The organism is Streptomyces sedi (assembly GCF_006335015.1).
GTDB lineage: Bacteria > Actinomycetota > Actinomycetes > Streptomycetales > Streptomycetaceae > Streptomyces > Streptomyces sedi.
In genome coordinates, this window is record NZ_VDGT01000022.1 from 64,073 (window position 1) to 82,843 (window position 18,771).

The following is an 18,771-nucleotide window of genomic DNA, read 5'->3' on the forward strand; positions in this document are numbered from 1 at the left end:
TTCCCCGCCTCTCCGTTCCCTGTTCTCCCTCTTCCCGTCGTCTCCCGCGCATGGTCTCTCCCGCGTGGTTTCCCCGCGCTCCCCCCAGCCGTCCGCCGGCCCGGAGGGGGCGCGGGGTTCGTCGTGTGGTGCCCCGTCGCCGGGTGCTGTCGACGGCTGACCTGTCCACCCCGGTGCCGAGGTCGTCGGTGGCTCGCCGCTGATGTCCACGGCCAACTCGTGTGCCGTGGGGCGCTTCTGTCACCCGTGAGAGGGAACTGCCCTCCCATACCCCCATGTTCGAATATCTGTTCGGTATTCTGGGGGGAGCGACGGGGAGACGGGAAGGAGGGGCAGGCGATGGGGCGAGCGATCGAGGTGTCGGGGTTCGGCGAACTGCCATTGGTGGCACGGGAATTCGGGCGTGGACCGGCCGGCAGGCCGGGCGCGTTGTTGCTGCACGGGCTGATGGGGCACGCGGGGCACTGGGAGGAGACCGGGCGCTGGCTCTCCTCGCGGTTCCGGGCCGTCGCCCTGGACCAGCGGGGGCACGGCCGCAGCGCCAAGCCACCGGAGGGCCCGTTCGACGGGGCGGCCTTCGTCGGCGACGCCGAGAGGGCGATCGAGCGTCTCGGGTTGGGCCCCGTGCTGCTCGTGGGCCACGGGATGGGCGCGCTCACCGCCTGGCGGCTGGCGGCCCGCCGCCCCGACCTGGTGCGGGCGCTGGTGATCTGCGAGATGCGGGCCTCCGCCATCGGCGCCGACGCCCAGCGCCGCTGGCGGCGTTGGCTCGGTTCCTGGCCGCTGCCCTTCGCCTCGCCCGAGGAGGTGCGGGCCTGGTTCGGCGAGCGGGATCCGACGCTCAACGCCCCGCTGCCGTCCCGTGGTTGGTTCTTCGGCGAGGTCATGGCGCGGCGCTCGGACGGCTGGCGGCCGGTCTTCAGCCGGGAGCAGATACTCGCGGCCCGCGAGGGCTTCGCGCGGGACGCGCACTGGGAGGAGTTGGCCGAGGTCTCCTGCCCCACGCTGGTGGTCAGGGGCGTGGACGGCGAGTTGGGGCGGGCGGAGGCGCAGGAGATGGTGCGCGCGCTGCCGCGCGGCCGTTACGCGGACATCCCCGGTGCCGGGCATCTCCCGCAAAAGGAGCGGCCGACCGCATGGCGGGAGACACTCCGGCATTTCGTCGAGGGCGCGTTGATAGCGTGACCCCTGGGACCGACACCGTCGGGTCCGTTTTCACGAGGCACTATCTCTCACCGGGGGGCCCGATGAGGTTCATAGCCAGACGCACGCGCGCGGCGGCGGTCGCCGTCGCCACCGCGACGGTCGTCACCTTGGCCGGCTGTTCCAGCGACAGCGACGACGAGGAGACCACGCCGACCGACAACGAGAGCTCGACCGAGAAGGGCGAGAACGAGGGCACGGAGGGCGACGAGGGTTCGGACAGCGACGCGTTCGGCGGCGCCTCGGCCGACGAGATCGCCGACCAGGCCTTCGACGCCCTGATGAGCGCCGAATCGCTCCGCATGGTGGGTGACATCGACCAGGCCGGCGAGCAGATGGGCATCGACCTCTCCCTGAGCAGCGCCGGCGACTGCGCCGGTTCGATCTCCATGAGCTCGCAGGGCTCGTTCGAGATCATCAAGCTGGAGAACGAGGCGTGGCTGCGCCCGGACACCCAGTTCTGGGAGACCGCCGCGGGCATCGACGACCCGGCGATCCTGGGCCAGTTGGACGGCTTCTTCCTCTACGGCCCGGCCGACGAGGCGCCGATGGACTCCTCCGTCGAGTCGTGCAACCTGGACACCTTCCTGGCCGGCATGGGCCAGGGCAGCTCCGCCTCCGGGATGACCATGGGCGAGGCCACCGAGATCGACGGCGTCGCCGGCGTCACCCTGCACGAGGGTGAGGAGGCCAGCCTCGTGGTCGCCACCGACGGCGAGCCGTTCCCGCTGCGCTTCGAGAACAACGACGCCGCCACCGGCGCCGGCGTCATCGACTTCAGCGCGTTCAACGAGCCGGTGCCCAGCGACCGGCCGGCCGACAGCGAGGTCATCACCATCGAGGACCTGCAGTCCGGCGCGTTCATGAGCTGACGGTCGAGCGGCTTCGGCGGAGCGGCGGTCCCGAACGGGCCGCCCCCGCCGGCCGTTCGCCCGGTCGGGGCGCCGGCGGCGATCGCCGCCGGCGCCCCGCGCGCGTTCGCGGGGCGGCCGTCAGCCCTTGCTGACCGCGGCGAGGATCTCCGGCAGCGCCGCGGCCGTGCGGCGCGCGGCCAGCCACAGCGCGCCCCAGCACAGCGCCGTACCCCACGCCAACCCCGCGGGCACCAGTGCCCAGTTGGTCGGCCCCCCGTGGAGGAGCAGCGCCAGCAGCCCGACCGGCGCGGAGAGCACCGCCCCCACCAGCGTGCCGCCCAGGATCGAGCCCCAGGCGAGCCCGGACTGTCCCGGTGCGACGTTCTTCATCGCCCCCTCCTGCGGGATCGAGTACGGCAGCCACGCCGAGGTCACCGCCCCCACCGCGAGCAGCGCGCCCAGCAGCGTCAGCGTCAGCCCGAGCCCCGTCGGCAGCGACTCCCAGTCGTTGGAGAGCGCCGCCGTGCCCAGCACCACCGCCACCATCAGCGGCAGCCCGAGCAGGCAGATCACCAGCATCCTGGCCCGCAGCTCGACGAAGGCGTCACGCGGTGCGGCGATGGTCTGCGCCACCAGCCAGAAGCCGCTGTAGTCGCTGCCGAACTGGTTGTACATCAGCAGCCCCAGCATCCCGGCGGCCCAGCACGCCGTGTACACGCTTCCGCCGTCCCGCACGGTCAGCACCAGCGGCAGCAGTACCGCCATGCCCAGCGAGGTGGCCCAGCCCATCTTGGCCTTGGGGTCGCGCCACGCGTAGCGCAGCACCCGCAGCATCACCGTGCCCGTGCGGCCGGTGGGCAGCAGCCCGGCGAGGCCGTTCTCGCGCCGGTCGTGTGCGGGGCCGGCGTCCGGCGGCGGCTGGAGGCTGGAGGCGTCGGGCGCGGTGAGCAGCGCCGTCAGGGTGCGCCGCCACCAGAGCAGCAGCAGCGCCAGGCAGCCGGCGGTGGCCGCCAGCGCCAGCACGGCCCCGACCGCGGACCCCTCGTCCGCGAGCCGCACCGCCCGCACCGCGCTGGCCGGCGGCAGCCACCCCAGCACGTCGGCCAGCGGACGCGTCGGCGCCAGGCTGCCGTCCTCGTTGGCCATCCGGCTGAGCGCGAGGTTCAGCCCCTGGAGGCCGAAGGCCACCAACAGCCCGCTGAGCACGGCGAGATCGCGCCCCCTGCGGCTGGTCAGCAGCCGCGCGTTGGCCGTGGCCAGCGCGCGGGTGAGGGCGACGCAGAAGACCAGCACCAGCGGCACCGCCACCACGGCGGTCAGCGCCGCGGCCACCCCGTGCACCGCGACCAGCGCCGCGCCGGTCAGCAGCAGCAACGTGAACAGCGGCCCGCTGCCGACCAGCCCGCTGGCCAGCTGCGCCACCAGCAGCGGCGCCGGGCGCAGCGGCAGCATCGCCAGCCGGCCCGGGTCCAGCGTCTCGTCCACGCCGACGAACAGCGGCAGGAACGCCCAGCCCAGCGCGATCACCGCCACCAGCACCACGCCGGTGTCCGGCCCGTACTCGTTGCCCCGCAGCGCCACCAGCCCCAGCAGGCCGAGGGCGCCGACGAGCGCCGCGAGCACGGCCGAGCCGACGAAGGCCGCGGACTTCCCGTTCGACTGCCGCATCCCGTTGCGCAACAGCGACAGCTTGAGGCGGACGAAGACCGCGGTGGTCGCGGCGACGGACGGGTCGGTGATCCGTTCGTCCGGTGGTGCGACGGCGGGCGCGGGCGGCAGCTCGGCGGTGCTCATCTCGCGCCGCCCAGCCAGTCGAGCCGGGCGCCGTCGGGGTTGCCCCGCGCGCCGACCAGTTCGAGGAACGCGTGGTGCAGCGACCCGGCCTCCCCGCGCACCTCGGCGGTCGGCCCGTGCGCCCTGATCCGCCCGGCGGCCAGCACCGCGACCCAGTCGCAGAGCGACTCCACCAGCTCCATCACATGGCTGGAGAAGACCACCGTGGCGCCCGAGTCGGTGTAACGCTCCAGCACGCCCCTGATGGCCTGCGCCGAGACCGGGTCCACGCCCTCGAACGGCTCGTCGAGGAAGAGCACCTCGGGGTTGTGCAGCAGCGCGGCGGCCAGGCCGATCTTCTTGCGCATCCCGGTCGAGTAGTCCACGACGAGCTTGTGTTGCGCGCCCGAGAGGTCCAGGACGTCGAGCAGCTGCTCGGTGCGCGACTCCAGCTCGACCGGGTCCAGGGCGCGCATCCGGCCCATGTAGGTCAGCAGTTCACGGCCCGAGAGCCGTTCGAAGAGCCGCAGCCCCTCGGGGAGCACCCCGATCCTGGCCTTCACGTCCACCGGGTCCCGCCAGACGTCGCGGCCCACCACCTCGACCGTGCCCGAGTCCGGCCGCAGCAGACCGGTGACCATCGACAGGGTGGTCGTCTTGCCGGCGCCGTTGGGGCCCACCAGGCCGACGAAGCGGCCGGCCGGCAGGTCGAGGTCGATGCCTGAGACGGCGGCATGTTCCCCGAAGGTCTTCCACAGGCCCCGCACCCGCACGGCCGGCGGCCGTTCCCCCTCGGGCGTCGACGCTCCCGGTATGGGAGGGATGCCCGTTTCCGTGTTCTCGGTCATGGCGGACACGTTATCGACCCGTGCGCGCCCGCAACGACCCGCGACGTCCCCCTTGTCGGGAACGGCGCCCGGGCGGGGGCGGACGGGGGTGAGGGGCGTTGACTTAGGCCGTCTCGTTTGGATCTTCGCGGGGGCGCGACGCCAGCTACGGCACCTCGCTGCGTTACCGGATCGCGCGAATACGACCAAGTATGAGCTGCGATCCGGCGCCTTGCGATGCACCGCATCTGACGCCGCGCCCTGATCCACGAAGATCCAAACGAGACGACCCTAGGCGCGAGCCCCGCGCACCCGCTTCCATACCGGCACGTATGGCGTGGGGCGCGGTGTGGCCGTGTGGCCGCACGCCACCGTTTCCCGGCCCCCGCGCGCCCCCGCGCCTCCGGGCGCCCCCGCCGCCGCCGGCCGCGCCCCCCGCCAGCCCGCGCGGCAACGGCGCTGGTGGAGCGCCGGCTTCCCACGCCGGGCCCGTCGGCCGCGGCCGGGCCCCGGCGGCGGCCGACGCCAGCCGGGCGTCACGGGCCCCGGTGCGTGCGCCGGGTCCCATGGCCGGGGCGCATGGGTGCATCCACCGGGGCATACGGGATGGACCCGGCATTCCTAGGGCATGGTTCTGCCCGGGATCGACCCGGCGAGCCGATCGGCCAAGGGAGACACGGATGTCCGCCAGACCACTGATCGCCCGACAGCCCAACGAGCGTCTGCTGGCGCTCATACGCGAGGCCAACTGCTCCAACGCCGGGCTGGCACGACGGGTGAACATGTGCGCCGCAGAGCGCTCGCTCGACTTCCGCTACGACAAGACGTCGGTGGCCCGCTGGATCCGCGGCCAGCAGCCGCGCGGCAGGGCGCCCGAGCTGATCGCCGAGGCGCTCGGCCGCAAGCTGGGCCGCCCGGTGACCGTCGACGAGATCGGGATGGGCACCACCCGGCAGCTGACCTCCTCGGTCGGGCTGCACTTCGCGGCCGGGCTCGGCGACTCGCTGGAGCAGGCGGCCGAGCTGTGGCGCTCCGACGTGCAGCGGACGGAGGGCGAGCGCGGCAGCCACCCGTACGCCCCCGGGGGCGCGCAGGTGGCGCCCGCCGCGCTGGTCGAGCCCAGCAGGGACTGGCTGATCACCCCGCCGGACGTGGAGGTCGAACGGGCCGGGGCCGGCCCCCGCGTCGGCGAGGCCGACGTGTCGGCCGTGGTGGACACCACCGCCTCGCTGGTCGACCTGGACCGCCGCTGGGGCTCGGGGCAGGTCAGGCCGCTGGTGGTGCACTACCTCAACGGCGTGGTGGCCGGGCTGCTCGCCGGCTCCTACAGCGAGGCCATCGGCCGCGAGCTCTTCGCCGCCGCCGCCCGACTGACCGAACTCGCCGGGTACATGGCCGTGGACAGCGGACTGCCGGGGCTCGCGCAGCGCTACTACATCCAGGCGCTGCGGATGTCGCAGGCCGCGGGGGACCGGGGCTTCGGCGGTTACGTGCTGGCGGCCGGAATGAGCCATCTCGCGGCCGAGTTGGGCAACCCGCGCGAGGTGATCCAGCTGGCGCGCGCCGCGCAGGAGGGCACCAGGGGGCGGGTGCCCTCGCGCGCCGAGGCGCTGTTCCTGTCGGCGGAGGCGCGCGGCCACGCCCAGCTCGGCGACCGCGAGTCCTGCCGCCGCGCCGCGTCCGAGGCGCTGGCCGCGCAGGAACGTGCCGGCGAGGCCGGCTCCGACGCGGACGAGCCGACCTGGGTGCGGCACTTCGACGCCGCCTACCTCGCGGACGAGCTGGCGCACTGCCACCGCGACCTCGGCCAGGGCCGAGCCGCCCAGCGGAGGGCCGCCGACGCGGTCGCCGGCCACCCGGAGAGCCGCACCCGCCGCCGTGCGATAGGCATGGTCCTGATGGCCACCGGCCAACTCCAGGAGGGTGATCTCGAACACGCCTGCCACACGGCGGGCCGCGCCGGCGAGCTGCTCGCGGGGCTGCGTTCGGGGCGCGGAGCCGAGTACTTCGCGGACTTCAGGGGCCGTCTGGAGCCGCATCGGGAGCACCGGGTGGTGCGGGAGTTCACCAGTCGCTGGGCGCCGGTGCCGACTCCGGCCTGACGCACCGGACTTGACGACCGGCGGGCGGCGCAGCAGTCTGCGGGGAGCCGGTACCGTGGCCCGGCTAGCTGCGTTGAGCCGAATGAGGAGCCCCGGGTGACGAGCCACAACGGACGGGACGACGAGCCGCGCGAGGGCGTGGTCCTGCCCCCGGGTTCCGGCGGTGCCGCGGGCGAGGCCCACCACGACCCGACCCCCGCCGCGCCGCCCGCCGGCCAGGCGTGGGGGCAGCACTGGGGCCCCGACCAGCAGGCCGCGGTGCCGGAAGCGCCAGGCACCTTCGGCGGCGCGCCCGGCGCCTACGGCTCGCCCGGCGGCTGGGGCAGCGCGCCCCCGCCGCCCGCCGCCGTGCCCCCGCCGCCGCCCGCCTCCGCGCCCCCCGTTCCGCCCCGGCAGCCGCAGGCGCCCCCGCAGGCGCCGCCCCAGCAGCCGCGGCTGCCGCCGGTCGGCCAGCACGCGCTGCCGACCCAGGCCACGCCCCAGATGCCTTCCCGGCCGCCGGCGCCGGCGCCGCACGAGGGCGCCACGGAGCTGATCGCCCCGATCGAGACCACCACCCAACTGCGCGCCGTCGCGCCCCCCGAGGGCCGGCGCCCCGGCGGGCGCCACGGGCGCCACGCCCCGCAGGGCCCGCCGGCGCAGCCGCCGCAGGCGCCGCCCCACCAGCCGCCCGCCCAACCGCCCGTCGACGAGGGCGCGACCGAGCTGATCCCGCTGGTCACCGACCGCTTCCCGCCCGACAACGGTCTCCCCGGGAACAACGGCCACCCCCACGAGGCGGCGACCGAGCTGATCGCGCCCGTCACCGACGACACCCCGCCGCCCGGCGCCGCCCAGGAGGCCGCCACCCAGCTGATTCCGCCGGTGCCCGCGGACGGCGGCGGCGACCCCGAGTCGACGACCAGGCTGCGGGCCGTTCCGCCGAGACAGCCGGGCCGGCACCGTTCGTCCGCGCAGCCGCCCCCGCCGGGCGCGGGCGGTGTCGAGGCCACGCAGACACTGCCGCCCGTCGGCGGCGGGGACTTCGACCAGCTCTTCCGTTCCGCCGCCGACCGCCGGCAGCCGCCCCCGCCGCCCTCCCGGGGTTGGGCCGACGGCGCCGGCCACGGCGGCCCACCGCCGCCGGCGCCCGACCGGCGCCGCAACCCCGCGCTGCTGGTCGGCGCCGTCATCGCCGGCTGCGCCGTGGTGGGGCTGCTCGCGGGCTACCTGCTCAGCGGCGGTGACGACGACGAGGGCGGAGGCTCGGGCGACGACGTCTCGCCGGAGGCGCTGGTCGACGAGCCGGACGGCGCGGACGACGCCTCGGGCGGCGCGGACGAGGACGAGGGCGACCCGGCGCGCGCGCAGGCGGAGGCGCTCTCCGCGCTGCTCGCCGACAGCAACGACAGCCGCGACGCGGTGATCGAGTCGGTCGCCGCCATCCGCTCCTGCGAACGGCTGGACGCCGCCGCCGACGACCTGCGGGCCGCCGCCGACCAGCGCACCGGGATGGTGGACCGGCTCAACGAGCTGACCCTGGACGAACTCCCGGACAACGGCGACCTGATCGCCGCGCTGACCGAGGCGTGGCAGGCGTCGGCCGAGGCCGACGAGCACTACGCGGCCTGGGCGGACGAGGCCCGCGCCAACCGCCGCGACGTCTGCCGCGGCGGCCAGGCCAAGCACACCCAGCGGGCCGGCGAGGGCGACGCGGCCAGCGGGCGCGCCACCGAGGCCAAGGAGCGGGCGGCCAACCTGTGGAACCCGCTGGCCGGCCAGTACGAGCTTCCGGAGAGGGCGGCCACCCAGCTGTGACGACGAGCCCCGTAGCATCGGTCGGCGTGCAAGCTTCGGATAAGTCTTCCCGTCGACCCCGCGGTTCCACCACCATGGCGGGTATGCCGCTCAACGACATGCCATGGTGGCGCTGGCGGGCCAACGTTCGCTCGGCGCTGCACATGCTCTCCGATCCCGTCTTCCACCAGAACTGCTGGCTCGCCGGCGTACCCGGCTACGGCGACGTGACCGACGCCGTCTACCGGCTGGTCGAGGACACCTGGCTGGACAACTGGTCGGCCGAGAAGTACGTCGGCGCCGTGTTCCGGGACGCCGAGGAGGCCGCGCTGGTCGACGCCGCCGTGCTCCGGGTGCTGCGCATCATGCACCAGGTCGGCGCCGACGCCCCCGTCGCCGACTACCTCCACCACGCCGGCTGGCCCGAGGCGGTGGCGGCGGCGCGCGAGGCGCACGTGCGGATGGCGGTCGGCGACGGGGACGACCCCGAGGCGCCCCCGCGCTCCCTCGACGAGTTGGCCGCGGCGTCCCGCGCCGTCTGACGGCGCCCTCCGGGGTGTGTAAGGCTGACCACCATGACCCTCACCACCGACGACCGGGGCCCGGAGCCTGCCGAGGGGCCCGGGCGCCAGCAGTACGTGCTGACCCTCTCCTGCCCGGACAAGCCGGGCATCGTGCACGCCGTCTCCAGCTTCCTCTTCATGACGGGCTGCAACATCGAGGACAGCCAGCAGTTCGGCGACCACGACACCCGCCTGTTCTTCATGCGGGTGCACTTCTCGGGACAGCCGCCGGTGACGTTGGAGAAGCTGCGCGCCAGCTTCGCCGCCGTGGGTGACACCTTCCAGATGGACTGGCAGCTCCACCACGCGGACGGCCGGATGCGCGTCGTGCTGATGGTCAGCAAGTTCGGCCACTGCCTCAACGACCTGCTCTACCGCACCTCGATCGGCGCCCTGCCGGTCGAGGTCGCGGGCGTCGTCTCCAACCACCCGAACTTCGCCGAGCTGGCCGCCTCCTACGACGTGCCGTTCCACCACATCCCGGTCACCGCCGACAACAAGCCGGAGGCCGAGGCCGCGCTGCTGGAGATCGTGGAGCGCGAACAGGTCGAACTCGTCGTCCTCGCCCGCTACATGCAGGTCGTCTCCGACGACCTCTGCAAGCGGCTCTCCGGTCGGCTGATCAACATCCACCACTCGTTCCTGCCGAGCTTCAAGGGCGCCAAGCCGTACCACCAGGCGCACGCCAGGGGCGTGAAGCTGATCGGCGCGACCGCGCACTACGTGACGGCCGAGCTGGACGAGGGGCCGATCATCGAGCAGGAGGTGGAGCGTGTCGGCCACGGGCTGACCCCGAGCGAGCTGGTCGCCGTCGGCCGCGACGTCGAGTGCCGCGCGCTGGCCCGCGCCGTGCGGTGGCACAGCGAGCGCCGGGTGCTGCTCAACGGGCGCCGCACGGTCGTCTTCGACTGACCGCCGTCCTCGGCCGCCCGCGCGCCCGCGCGTTCACAGCCGGGACATCCCGGCCGCCGCCGTCAGCACGTCGTGGATGATGTCCGGATCGCCCTCGGCCCCCGAGGCCGCCTCGTCGGGGGCGATCCGGCCGGCCGCCAGCTGGCAGAAGACCACGTCGTCCAGGGCGACATGGGCCACCGCCCCGCGCGCCGCCGTGCGGCTGACGCCGGCCACCGGCGAGTCCAGCGGGATGTACCAGTCGCCGCCGCCCGCGCCCTCCACCTCCAGATGGAGCGTGCGCCCCGGCGAACCGGCCGTGGTCAGCCGGGTGGCCGACCGGGCCAGCCCCGCTCTTCGGCGCCCGGCGATGCTGCCGGGAAGCCTGCGCGCCGTCAGGTCGACCAGCAGCCGCAGATGCGGCGGCAGCGGCGGCTCGTACGGGTACTCGACGGCGTGGGCGATGTCCCCCGCGTGCGTCCAACAGGCGAACGCCCGCTCCAGATACAGGTCGGAGAGCGACCACGCGCCGCCGACCGCGGGCAGCCGCCCCGGGTCGCCGAGCGCGCCCGGCACCCGCCGTTCCCCCATCCGGCCGCCGGTGCGCGAGGCCGCCCAGACCAGCGCCCTGGTCTGGGAACGCCACGGCTCCCAGGACGCGGCCCCGTTCGCCCGGGTCCCGTTCCCCTCACCCCCCGTGGCCTCAGCGGAGCCGTGGCCGGTGGTCGCCCACGCCGCCAGCGTGCGGGCGGTCGGGTCGTCCGGGTCGGCGAGCCCCGGCAGTCCCGCCAGCGGGTCGGGCAGCCCCATGAGCCGCGCCAACAGCCCGTCCAGCGCCCGCAGATGGTCCAGAACGCCGGCGACGGTCGTGGTGTGACCGCGTTCCCCGTCGTCCTCGAACCACCGCAGCGGCACCTTGGCCAGCCACTCGTCGTCGGCCATGTCCAGCAGCAACGCGTCCAGCCTCGCCGCCTCCGCGTCCAACGGCGCGGCCCACGACGGCACCGGCAGCCGCGCCGGGCGCCTCGCCAGGCAGCCGTCCAACACCTCAGCCCGCAGCTCGGGGGCCAGGTCCAGGCTCCGGGGCGGCTCCAGCAGCATCGCCGCGTCCGCCAGCCGGTCCGCCTCGTCGGCGCACGCCGCGCAGTCGGCCAGATGCCCCTCCACCAGCACCGACTCCTCGACCGAGCAGGCCACCAGCGCCCAGGCGCCCAGCAGCGCCGTCACCCGTTCATGGGCGTCGGGCGGCGGCCCCGCCTCGACTTCTCCCCGGCGCTCCGCGTTCCCCCGGTGGTCCTCGTGGTTCCCCGCCACTTCGGCCTCTCCTCGGCGCGGTCTCGGCACCCGCGCGGCCTCGCCCCCGGGCACCCCCTTCTCCCCGGGATCGTCGGAGGCGCCGCGCGCGCCGGCGCCGTTCGGTGGGCGCCCGCCGGGCCGAGGGGCGCTCACCGTGCCTCCCGCTCCCCCGCGTGCGCCGGCGCCTCGGACGCCTCCGCGCTCTCGGCCCCGTACCGCGCGGCCGACGACAGCAGCTGGAGTCCCAGCCGCAGTCGGCGCCTCGCCTCGTTCTCGTTGATGCCGAGCCGCTCGGCCATCTGCCGGTAGTCCTGCCGTTGGAAGCGGGTCAGTTCGAGCGCCTCGCGCAGCGGGGCCGGCATCGCCGTCACGATGTAGTCGGCCCTCGCCGCCGTCGCCGCGTCCCGCACCTGCGCGTGGGTCTCGGGCCCGGCGGCCCGCTGGCGGAGCCTGCTCACCGCGAGCCGGTGCGCCTGCCCCGCGATCCAGGCGCGCATCGTCGACTGGCGCGGGTCGAAGCGGTCGGGGGACTCCCAGATGGTGGCGAAGACCTCACGGGTCACCTGGCCCGTCGCGGCCTCGTCGTCGAGCACCCGCTGCGCTATGCCGAACGCGAGCGAGGCGAAACGGTCGTACAGCTCGGCCAGGGCCGCGGCCTCGCCCCGGCGCAGCCGCTCCCGCATGTTCCGGTCCCAGTGTGGCGGCGTCTCGTGCGCCATTCGGCCCCCATTTCGTCCGCCCGCCGACAACCTCAGGCACCTCGCCGACGTCAAATGTAGTGTGCGGTGCTGTCCCGGCGCTCCCCCGCGCGAGGAGCCCCGTGGGGCGCGGGCCGGGAGCGCCCACGAATCCGCCGCCGGGACCGGGCGTACGGTGGCCGGATGACCGAGGCGGCCATGGCCGGACACGGATGGTGACGCGTGCTCGTCGGGAAAGTGGGCAGGTCGCGTAGAAGGAGTGCGATGGGGACCGGTCGGCGAGCAGGGAAGGACGCGTGATGACGGCTCTCACGGTGCGGGCGGAACAGCGGGGGGAGTGGACCGTGCTGCGCGTCGTCGGTGAGCTCGACCTGGCGACCTCGCCTACCGTGCGGCAGCGCGTCCACGACGCGGTTGCCGACGGCAGACGACGGGTGGTGCTCGACCTCTCCGAGGTCCTCTTCTGCGACTCCAGCGGCGTCGGCGTCCTCGTCGGCGCCCGCAGGCTGATGCGTTCCTGCGCGGGGGAGTTGCGGCTGATCCTGCCCGCCAGGGGCGCCGAGGACGGCTCCCACGTCAACCGCGTGCTCGCCGCGCTCGGCGTGCGCCGCCTCTTCGACTGTCACCCCGACCTGGCCTCCGCCGTCGGCGAGACGGACGCGCAGCTCAGCGCGTGACGCGTGACGCGTGACGCTGCCGCTGGGCTTTCTCGGGGCGGGTGCTCGCTGGGGTTCGGTCGTCGCCGGTCGGTGAACTCACCCTGATGAGCCTTGCCTTACTCCTGTTCGAGCGAACGTTTCGGGGCTCGCACAGCCACCCCCCGGCTTACTCCTTTGCGCCGGATTATTCCGGAAGCGCTTGTTGTCCGACTCGCCCGTCAATCATGCTGTCCTGAGCTGGGGTTGTGCCTCGGTGTGAGGTGTTTTGTCCGGCGGTTCGGATGGTGTGAACGGTGCAGGAGCTGGAAAGACAGTTGGAGGTGGCCCCCGAGTCCTCGGAGGTGGCCCGCGCGCGCCGCTGGGCGCGGGCGCAGATCGGTCGTGGACGGCCCTGCCTGGCCTGTCCCGACGCGACCCCGGGAGACACGGTGGTGTTGCTGGTTTCCGAGCTGGTGACCAACGCGGTGGTGCACACCGGCCGTCCCGCGCTGCTGCGGTTGGCGGTGCGGAGCCCGGAGGCGTCCCGGGCCGAACGGGGATGCGCCGGCGCGCCGGTGCGGCTCGAAGTGGTGGACGGCAGCGCCGTCGCGCCGCTGCCGCGCCAGGCGACCCACTGCGACACCGGTGGGCGCGGGCTGGAGCTGATCGAGATCCTCGCGGCGCGCTGGGGGTGGCAGCGCGAGGGGGACGGCAAACGCGTCTGGTGCGAGTTGGACTGCTCGCCGTCGCGTCAACCCCCCGACGGCGCCTCGTGGGTGGGACGCCGGGTTCCAGCCAGGTATTGACGTCCCGTATTGGCTTGATGACCCTGTGAAGGGTTCCGTTCGGCCGTGGAGGCCGGCTCGAACGGACGCGGGTGGAGCGCCGCGAGGGGACGCCGAGGCCGGCCGGAGGCCGGAGCCCTCGGCGAGTGCGGACCACCCGACGGGCCCCCTCCTCCTGGCGGGGAGGGGCACCCGGCTTTTCGCCTTGCCGGCGGGGGCGGGTTTGTCGTCCTCGGCTCGGTGTGTGGTTGCTCGCGCAGTTCCCCGCGCCCCTGCACTGCCGTGGGCGGCCTGCTTGGGGGCGCGGGGAACTGCGCGGTGCATTCGTGGCGGCGTGCAGACGACCACGGTGCCGTACCGGCGCGGTGGGTTGTCGGCGTGAGCCCGGTGTGGGGTTCCCCGCGCCCCTGCCGCCGCCGGTGGGCGCGCCGGCAAGGCGGGTGGCTGCCTACCGCGTGACGTGGTCGGCGACGGCGGTCGCGATCTTCGGGGCGTCGTAGCCCAGTTCGCGGAGGGTGCCGCTGATGGGGTTGGTGTAGCCGATGAAGTGCAGCCCCGGCGCCGCCGGATGGGACTGCTTGCCGTGCACCAGCGGTCGGCCCGAGCCGTCCAGCAGGCCCAGGTGTCCGACCAGCGGTTCGAGCCCGCGCCGGTAGCCCGTGGCGGCGATCACCACGTCGGGCCGCAGCTCCGAACCGTCGGCCAGCAGCGCCCGTTCACCCTCGAACGCCGTCAACGCGGCGACCGGCCGCACCCGTCCGCGCTTGACCGCGCGCACGAGGCCGCGGTCCAGCACGGGGATCGCGCCCTGCCGCACGCGCGTGTAGAGGCCGGCCTCGGGGCGCGGCAGGCCGTGGGGGCCGAGGTCGGGGAGGGTGCGGGCCAGCAGGCGTGCGCCGCGGTCCACGAGGCCGACCGGGAGCCGGCGGCAGAGGATGGCGTTGGCCTGGGAGGGCCAGCCGAGGGTGGCGCGGCGCATGATGTGCGGCGGGGTGCGCACCGCCAGCCAGACGTTGCCCGCGCCGGAGGCGGCGAGTTCGGCGGCTATCTCGGCGCCGGTGTTGCCGGTGCCGACCACCAGCACGTCCCGGTCGCGGTAGGGCTCGGGCGCGCGGTAGGAGCGGGCGTGTACCAGCTCGCCGGCGAAGCCGTCGGCGCCGGGCCAGTCGGGCACGTGCGGCGTGTGGTTGAACCCGGTGGCCACCACCACGGCTGAGGCGCGCAGCCGGCGCCCGCCGGTCGCGGTGAGAGACCAGTCGCCGGTCTCCGCCGCCCGTTCTATTCGGAACACCTCGACGCCCGCGGCGAGATCGATCCGGTGGTGGCGGGCGTACTCCTCCAGGTAGGCCACGAAGTCGTCCCGCGCCACCCAGCGGCCCGCCGACCTGGGGAGGGGCAGTCCCGGCAGCGACGACCACCGTCGGGTGGTGTGCAGCCGCAGGCGTTCGTAGTGGCCGCGCCAACTGGCGCCCACGTCGGGGGACTTCTCGACGACCACGGCGCGAACGCCGCGTCGGGCCAGCGCTGCCGCGGTGGCGAGCCCTCCCGGGCCTGCCCCGATGACGTGCACGGGCGCGGTGGACTCCGAGGGGGTGGGCGGGTTCGGCATGGTCAGGAGCATACGCAGCCGGCCCGTTCACCAGCAGAGGGCCTTGGTGCCGGAACACGCCCGATCGTTGGTCGGCCGGCTCCGCGCGCCGGCGCGCGGAGGGGGCGGGACGCGCCGTCCCGGAGACAGGGGCCGGGCGGCGCCGCCCGATCCCTCACTTGGTCGGCTTGCGACCCGTGACTCCGAGATGCACGAGGAGGGAGAGCGCCGGCTTCAGTTCCGACTGCTTGGCGCCCAACGACTGGAGGCTCTTGGACTGTGCGGAGACCGCGCCCAGCATGGTGACCAGCGAGCCGGCCAACGCGGCGGGCGACGCCGGTGGCTTGGCCCGGCCGCGCCCCAACTGGCTCTCGGCCGCCTCGGTCAACGGCTTCACCAGCGCGCCCTGCACCCGGGTCCTGATCCGGACGAAACGCCGATCGCCCTCGGCGGCGCCGAGTTCGATCACTCGGAGAATGGCGTCGTGTTTGCGCCAGAAGGCGAGTACCCCGTCGACGAGCTTGTCCGCCGTCGCGGCGCCCGCCTTGCCGGTCCACGAGCGCCCCGTCACCAGCTCGGAGAGGGCGGCGGACTCCCGCACCGTCTCCTCCGCCAGTTCGAGCACCGCGGCTTCGACATCCGGGAAATACTGGTAGAAAGTGGCCGGCGAGGTGCCCGCTTTGCGCGCTACGTCGATCACCTTGACGTCTCGATACGGGGAGCCGGAGAGCATTTTCGCCAGGCAGTCGAGGAGCTTCTGCCGCGTCGCCTGACCGCGTCGGCCGGCGACCCGGCCGTCAACGGTCGTTACCTTTCCTGTCATGCCAGTCAGCTTATCGACGCGTGAACTCGGCGCGATTTGATCGCATCCGAATGGGGAACCACCCGCCGTTCCCGGCCACGCGCGGCCGTCCACAGCCTGTGGGCAGGGCCTCTTCCGGTCGACGAGGGCAACGGACGACGGGCGGCGGGGCGCCGGTCACCCGGGGGCCGTGGCCGTGTGCGACCCGCCACATTTCGTCCGCGGGGTCCGACGTGTCCCGAGGGCTGCCGGCGGGCGGGGGCGGTCGGGATCACCCGCGCCCCGCGTTCGTCTCTGTCAGTGTCGGGGGGAAGAATCGTCTCGGAAGGCCGCCCCTGTCTCACGGCAATGAGATGCTGCGAGGGGGGCGGGACACGCAAGCGCCCAGACGGGGAGGTGGCAAGCACATGGTGGGGCAGCTGACGCAGCACGATCCCCGGCGGATCGGGCCGTTCGAGGTGCTCGGACGGCTGGGCGCCGGCGGCATGGGACTGGTGTACCTGGCCCGTTCGGCCTCGGGCCGGCGGGTGGCGATCAAGACCGTGCGCAGCGAGCTTGCCGAGGACCAGCTGTTCCGCGTGCGCTTCACCAGGGAGGTGGAGGCGGCCCGCGCCGTCAGCGGCTTCTACACGGCCGCCGTGGTGGACGCGGACCCGCGCGCCGCCGTTCCCTGGCTGGCGACCGCCTACGTGCCCGCGCCGTCCCTGGAGGAGATCATCACCGACTGCGGGCCGCTGCCCGCCCAGTCGGTGCGCTGGCTGGCCGCCGGCATCGCCGAGGCGCTCCAGTCGATCCACGGCGCCGGCCTGGTCCACCGCGACCTGAAGCCCTCCAACGTGCTGGTCGTCGAGGACGGCCCCCGGGTGATCGACTTCGGTATCGCGTCCGGCGTCTCCAACACCCGCCTCACCATGACCAACGTCGCGGTCGGCACCCCGGCGTACATGTCTCCCGAGCAGGCCAAGGACTCCCGCTCGGTCAACGGCGCGAGCGACGTCTTCTCGCTCGCCTCCACCCTGGTCTTCGCCGCCACCGGCCACCCGCCGTACCACGGGGGGAACCCGGTGGAGACGGTCTTCATGCTGCTGCGCGAGCGCCCCGACCTCGCGGGACTGCCGGACGAGCTGCGGCCGTTGATCGAGTCGCTGATGGAGCACAAGCCGGAGGACCGGCCCTCGCCGGCCGACCTCCAGGCCCAGTTGGCGCCCTACCTCTTCGCCGCCGGCGACGACGGCGGCAGCGCCTCCGCGTGGCTGCCGCCGGACGCCGTGGCCATGATCGAGACCCGCAGGGGCCGGCCCGGCGGGGCGCCCCGGCAGCAGCCGTGGAGCGGCACGGACGCGCCCCCGCCGCCCGGGCCCACGGGCGGGCAGATGCCGCCGTCCCCGCCGCCGCCCTCCCAGGCGCGGCCCGAGCCGCAGCCGTCCGGCGCGGCGCCGCGTTCCTACGCGCCGCCGATGCCGTCGATGCCGCCGCCTCCCCCGCCGAGCACACCCCCGCCGAGCACACCTCCGCCGCCGACGCACGACAGCCCGCCGACCGGACCGCCGATCGTGCGGCAGCCGTCGGTGGCCGCGCAGCCGCCCCCGCCGCAGGCCGAGCCGCGGCGCGAGCAGCCGCAGGAGTGGGGCAGACCGCCGACGGCCCACCAGCAGGCGGCCGTTCCCAGCCCCAACACGGCGCACCCGGGCCAGATGCACAAGCCGGGCTCGACGGCCGACCACGCGATGGGCCAGGAGGCCGGCACCACCCCGCGCTGGCGGCCCTGGCGCTTCCGGATGAGCAACGACCTGTGGGGATCGCCCACGGTTCACGGCGGCGCGCTCTACGTCACCTCCCTTGAGGTCCACGCGCTGGACGTGGCCAGCGGCCGGCGGCGCTTCCGCACCCGGGAGGTCGCCTGGTCGATGGCCGTGGACGGCGGCCTCGTGCTCGCCTCCGACGGCCCGAGCCTCTTCGCGCTGGACGCCGCCGACGGCACCGACCGCTGGCGGGTCGGCACCGACGGATGGATCTACGGGCTGCGCGCCGAGCACGGCACGGTGCTCACCGCCTCGCGCGGCGGCCTGGTCACCGCCTGGGACGCGGGAACGGGCGAGCAGCTGTGGGAGCTGACCGGCGGGCAGAGCGACTTCGAGACGCAGGACGCGGTGCCCGTGCTGCGGGACGGCGTGGTCTACGCCTGGGGCGAGGGACAGCTCTACGTCCTCCAGGCGCGCACCGGCGCGGAGCTGTGGCGCTACCCGGTGGGTGACACCTCGGTCACCGGCGGGGTACCCGTCCGGGTGACACCGGCCGAGGACGGGACGGTGTACGTCTGCGCCGGCTCCCGGGTGCTGGCGCTGGACGCCGCGTCGGGCGCCGAGCGCTGGCGGTTCGACGCGCCCGCCGCGATCCTCTGCCCGCCGACGTACCAGCCCGCGGGCGGCCGGGACGCGGGCATCTACTTCACCGACTACCTGGGGACGGTCTACGCCCTGGACCTGGCGAGCGGCGACGACCGCTGGCGGATCGCCACCGAGGCGCGGCAGTCGACGGAGCCGGTGCTGGTCTCCGACGGGCTGGTGCACCTGGGCAGCGGCACCGCGATGTACACGCTCGACGCGGTCAGCGGCACCCCGCGCTGGCGGTTCGCCGCGGGGGAGTCCATCGTGGGCGCGCCCGTGGTGCGGGACGGCCGGCTGCACTTCGGCTCCGAGGACCACTGCCTGTACACCCTGGACGCGGTGAGCGGCCGGCTCAGCTGGAAGCTGGAGACCGGCGGCGCGATCACCGGGACACCGGCGGCCGAGAACGGGATGGTCTTCGCCTGCAGCAAGGACCACTGCGTCTACGCCCTCGACGCGGCGCGGGGCACCCGGCAGTCCTGACCGCACGGTGCCGGCCGCGGCGGGCCGTGGCGGGCCAGGGTGTGACCGGTGGCTGGCCGCGGGCGACCGTGGTCCTGGGCCCCGCGGGTGAGGCGAAACGCGACG

Annotated in this window: 15 protein-coding genes; 9 read left to right on the plus strand and 6 right to left on the minus strand. The window is 74.7% G+C overall.

All coding sequences use genetic code 11. The features are described 5' to 3' along the window. The first annotated feature begins 339 nt into the window (after positions 1-339). Together FH715_RS23730 and FH715_RS23735 are read left to right on the plus strand one after the other, a co-directional pair. Positions 340-1,185, plus strand: coding sequence for an alpha/beta fold hydrolase (locus tag FH715_RS23730; protein ID WP_139648705.1), 846 nt, complete (start codon positions 340-342; stop codon positions 1,183-1,185). Positions 1,186-1,247: 62 nt separating this feature from the next. Then, positions 1,248-2,075: a hypothetical protein gene (locus tag FH715_RS23735; RefSeq protein WP_139648708.1), complete on the plus strand. Its 828-nt coding sequence runs from the start codon at positions 1,248-1,250 to the stop codon at positions 2,073-2,075. Positions 2,076-2,195: 120 nt separating this feature from the next. On the opposite strand, the gene FH715_RS23740 is transcribed toward FH715_RS23735, so the two are convergent. Together FH715_RS23740 and FH715_RS23745 are read right to left on the minus strand one after the other, a co-directional pair. Beyond that, positions 2,196-3,851, minus strand: a complete 1,656-nt coding sequence (locus FH715_RS23740; RefSeq protein WP_139648710.1) for a transporter — start codon at positions 3,849-3,851, stop codon at positions 2,196-2,198. Beyond that, positions 3,848-4,678 (minus strand): ABC transporter ATP-binding protein, encoded by an 831-nt coding sequence (locus FH715_RS23745; protein ID WP_139648712.1) that lies wholly within the window; start codon positions 4,676-4,678, stop codon positions 3,848-3,850. Before FH715_RS23745 ends, FH715_RS23740 begins: the two co-directional genes overlap by 4 nt. Positions 4,679-5,337: 659 nt before the next feature. Here FH715_RS23745 and FH715_RS23750 point away from each other — a divergent pair. The 4 genes from FH715_RS23750 to purU all read left to right on the plus strand — a co-directional run bounded on the left by FH715_RS23750 (position 5,338) and on the right by purU (position 10,010). Next, on the plus strand, positions 5,338-6,759 hold the full coding sequence (locus tag FH715_RS23750) for an NsdA family TPR-like regulatory protein (RefSeq protein WP_139648714.1): 1,422 nt from the start codon (positions 5,338-5,340) through the stop codon (positions 6,757-6,759). A 96-nt stretch (positions 6,760-6,855) separates the two neighbouring features. Continuing rightward, positions 6,856-8,556, plus strand: coding sequence for a hypothetical protein (locus FH715_RS23760; RefSeq protein ID WP_170184801.1), 1,701 nt, complete (start codon positions 6,856-6,858; stop codon positions 8,554-8,556). Positions 8,557-8,630: 74 nt separating this feature from the next. Beyond that, complete coding sequence (locus tag FH715_RS23765; RefSeq protein ID WP_246108932.1) at positions 8,631-9,077, plus strand: SCO4402 family protein; 447 nt, start codon at positions 8,631-8,633, stop codon at positions 9,075-9,077. A gap of 33 nt (positions 9,078-9,110) precedes the next feature. After that, the gene (purU, locus tag FH715_RS23770; RefSeq protein ID WP_139648720.1) at positions 9,111-10,010 is read left to right on the plus strand and encodes a formyltetrahydrofolate deformylase; all 900 of its coding nucleotides are present in this window, start codon (positions 9,111-9,113) and stop codon (positions 10,008-10,010) included. Positions 10,011-10,043: 33 nt separating this feature from the next. On the opposite strand, the gene FH715_RS23775 is transcribed toward purU, so the two are convergent. Both FH715_RS23775 and FH715_RS23780 read right to left on the minus strand, forming a co-directional pair. Then, positions 10,044-11,303, minus strand: a complete 1,260-nt coding sequence (locus tag FH715_RS23775) for an MDMPI N domain containing protein (protein WP_246108933.1) — start codon at positions 11,301-11,303, stop codon at positions 10,044-10,046. Between the two features lie 131 nt (positions 11,304-11,434). Further along, positions 11,435-12,004: an RNA polymerase sigma factor gene (locus tag FH715_RS23780; protein ID WP_139648721.1), complete on the minus strand. Its 570-nt coding sequence runs from the start codon at positions 12,002-12,004 to the stop codon at positions 11,435-11,437. Between the two features lie 278 nt (positions 12,005-12,282). Between FH715_RS23780 and FH715_RS23785 the strand changes: the two genes are divergently transcribed. Then, the gene (locus tag FH715_RS23785) at positions 12,283-12,660 is read left to right on the plus strand and encodes an STAS domain-containing protein (RefSeq protein WP_139648724.1); all 378 of its coding nucleotides are present in this window, start codon (positions 12,283-12,285) and stop codon (positions 12,658-12,660) included. A 275-nt stretch (positions 12,661-12,935) separates the two neighbouring features. Then, positions 12,936-13,427, plus strand: coding sequence for an ATP-binding protein (locus FH715_RS23790; protein WP_211367753.1), 492 nt, complete (start codon positions 12,936-12,938; stop codon positions 13,425-13,427). A 427-nt stretch (positions 13,428-13,854) separates the two neighbouring features. On the opposite strand, the gene FH715_RS23795 is transcribed toward FH715_RS23790, so the two are convergent. Together FH715_RS23795 and FH715_RS23800 are read right to left on the minus strand one after the other, a co-directional pair. Beyond that, entirely contained in the window at positions 13,855-15,015 is a 1,161-nt protein-coding gene (locus FH715_RS23795) for a flavin-containing monooxygenase (RefSeq protein WP_139648727.1), read from the minus strand. Between the two features lie 154 nt (positions 15,016-15,169). After that, positions 15,170-15,817 (minus strand): TetR family transcriptional regulator, encoded by a 648-nt coding sequence (locus tag FH715_RS23800; protein WP_097232057.1) that lies wholly within the window; start codon positions 15,815-15,817, stop codon positions 15,170-15,172. A 386-nt stretch (positions 15,818-16,203) separates the two neighbouring features. Between FH715_RS23800 and afsK the strand changes: the two genes are divergently transcribed. Further along, positions 16,204-18,666, plus strand: a complete 2,463-nt coding sequence (afsK, locus tag FH715_RS23805; RefSeq protein WP_139648729.1) for an outer membrane protein assembly factor BamB family protein — start codon at positions 16,204-16,206, stop codon at positions 18,664-18,666. Positions 18,667-18,771 lie beyond the last annotated feature (105 nt).

What these genes read in the sequence shown, in the direction of transcription:
- FH715_RS23730 (WP_139648705.1), top strand. Translation starts at nt 340, where the DNA reads ATGGGGCGAGCGATCGAGGTGTCGGGGTTCGGCGAACTGCCATTGGTG.
- FH715_RS23735 (WP_139648708.1), top strand. Translation starts at nt 1,248, where the DNA reads ATGAGGTTCATAGCCAGACGCACGCGCGCGGCGGCGGTCGCCGTCGCC.
- FH715_RS23740 (WP_139648710.1), bottom strand. Translation starts at nt 3,851, where the DNA reads ATGAGCACCGCCGAGCTGCCGCCCGCGCCCGCCGTCGCACCACCGGAC.
- FH715_RS23745 (WP_139648712.1), bottom strand. Translation starts at nt 4,678, where the DNA reads ATGACCGAGAACACGGAAACGGGCATCCCTCCCATACCGGGAGCGTCG.
- FH715_RS23750 (WP_139648714.1), top strand. Translation starts at nt 5,338, where the DNA reads ATGTCCGCCAGACCACTGATCGCCCGACAGCCCAACGAGCGTCTGCTG.
- FH715_RS23765 (WP_246108932.1), top strand. Translation starts at nt 8,631, where the DNA reads ATGGCGGGTATGCCGCTCAACGACATGCCATGGTGGCGCTGGCGGGCC.
- purU (WP_139648720.1), top strand. Translation starts at nt 9,111, where the DNA reads ATGACCCTCACCACCGACGACCGGGGCCCGGAGCCTGCCGAGGGGCCC.
- FH715_RS23780 (WP_139648721.1), bottom strand. Translation starts at nt 12,004, where the DNA reads ATGGCGCACGAGACGCCGCCACACTGGGACCGGAACATGCGGGAGCGG.
- FH715_RS23785 (WP_139648724.1), top strand. Translation starts at nt 12,283, where the DNA reads ATGACGGCTCTCACGGTGCGGGCGGAACAGCGGGGGGAGTGGACCGTG.
- FH715_RS23795 (WP_139648727.1), bottom strand. Translation starts at nt 15,015, where the DNA reads ATGCCGAACCCGCCCACCCCCTCGGAGTCCACCGCGCCCGTGCACGTC.
- FH715_RS23800 (WP_097232057.1), bottom strand. Translation starts at nt 15,817, where the DNA reads ATGACAGGAAAGGTAACGACCGTTGACGGCCGGGTCGCCGGCCGACGC.
- afsK (WP_139648729.1), top strand. Translation starts at nt 16,204, where the DNA reads ATGGTGGGGCAGCTGACGCAGCACGATCCCCGGCGGATCGGGCCGTTC.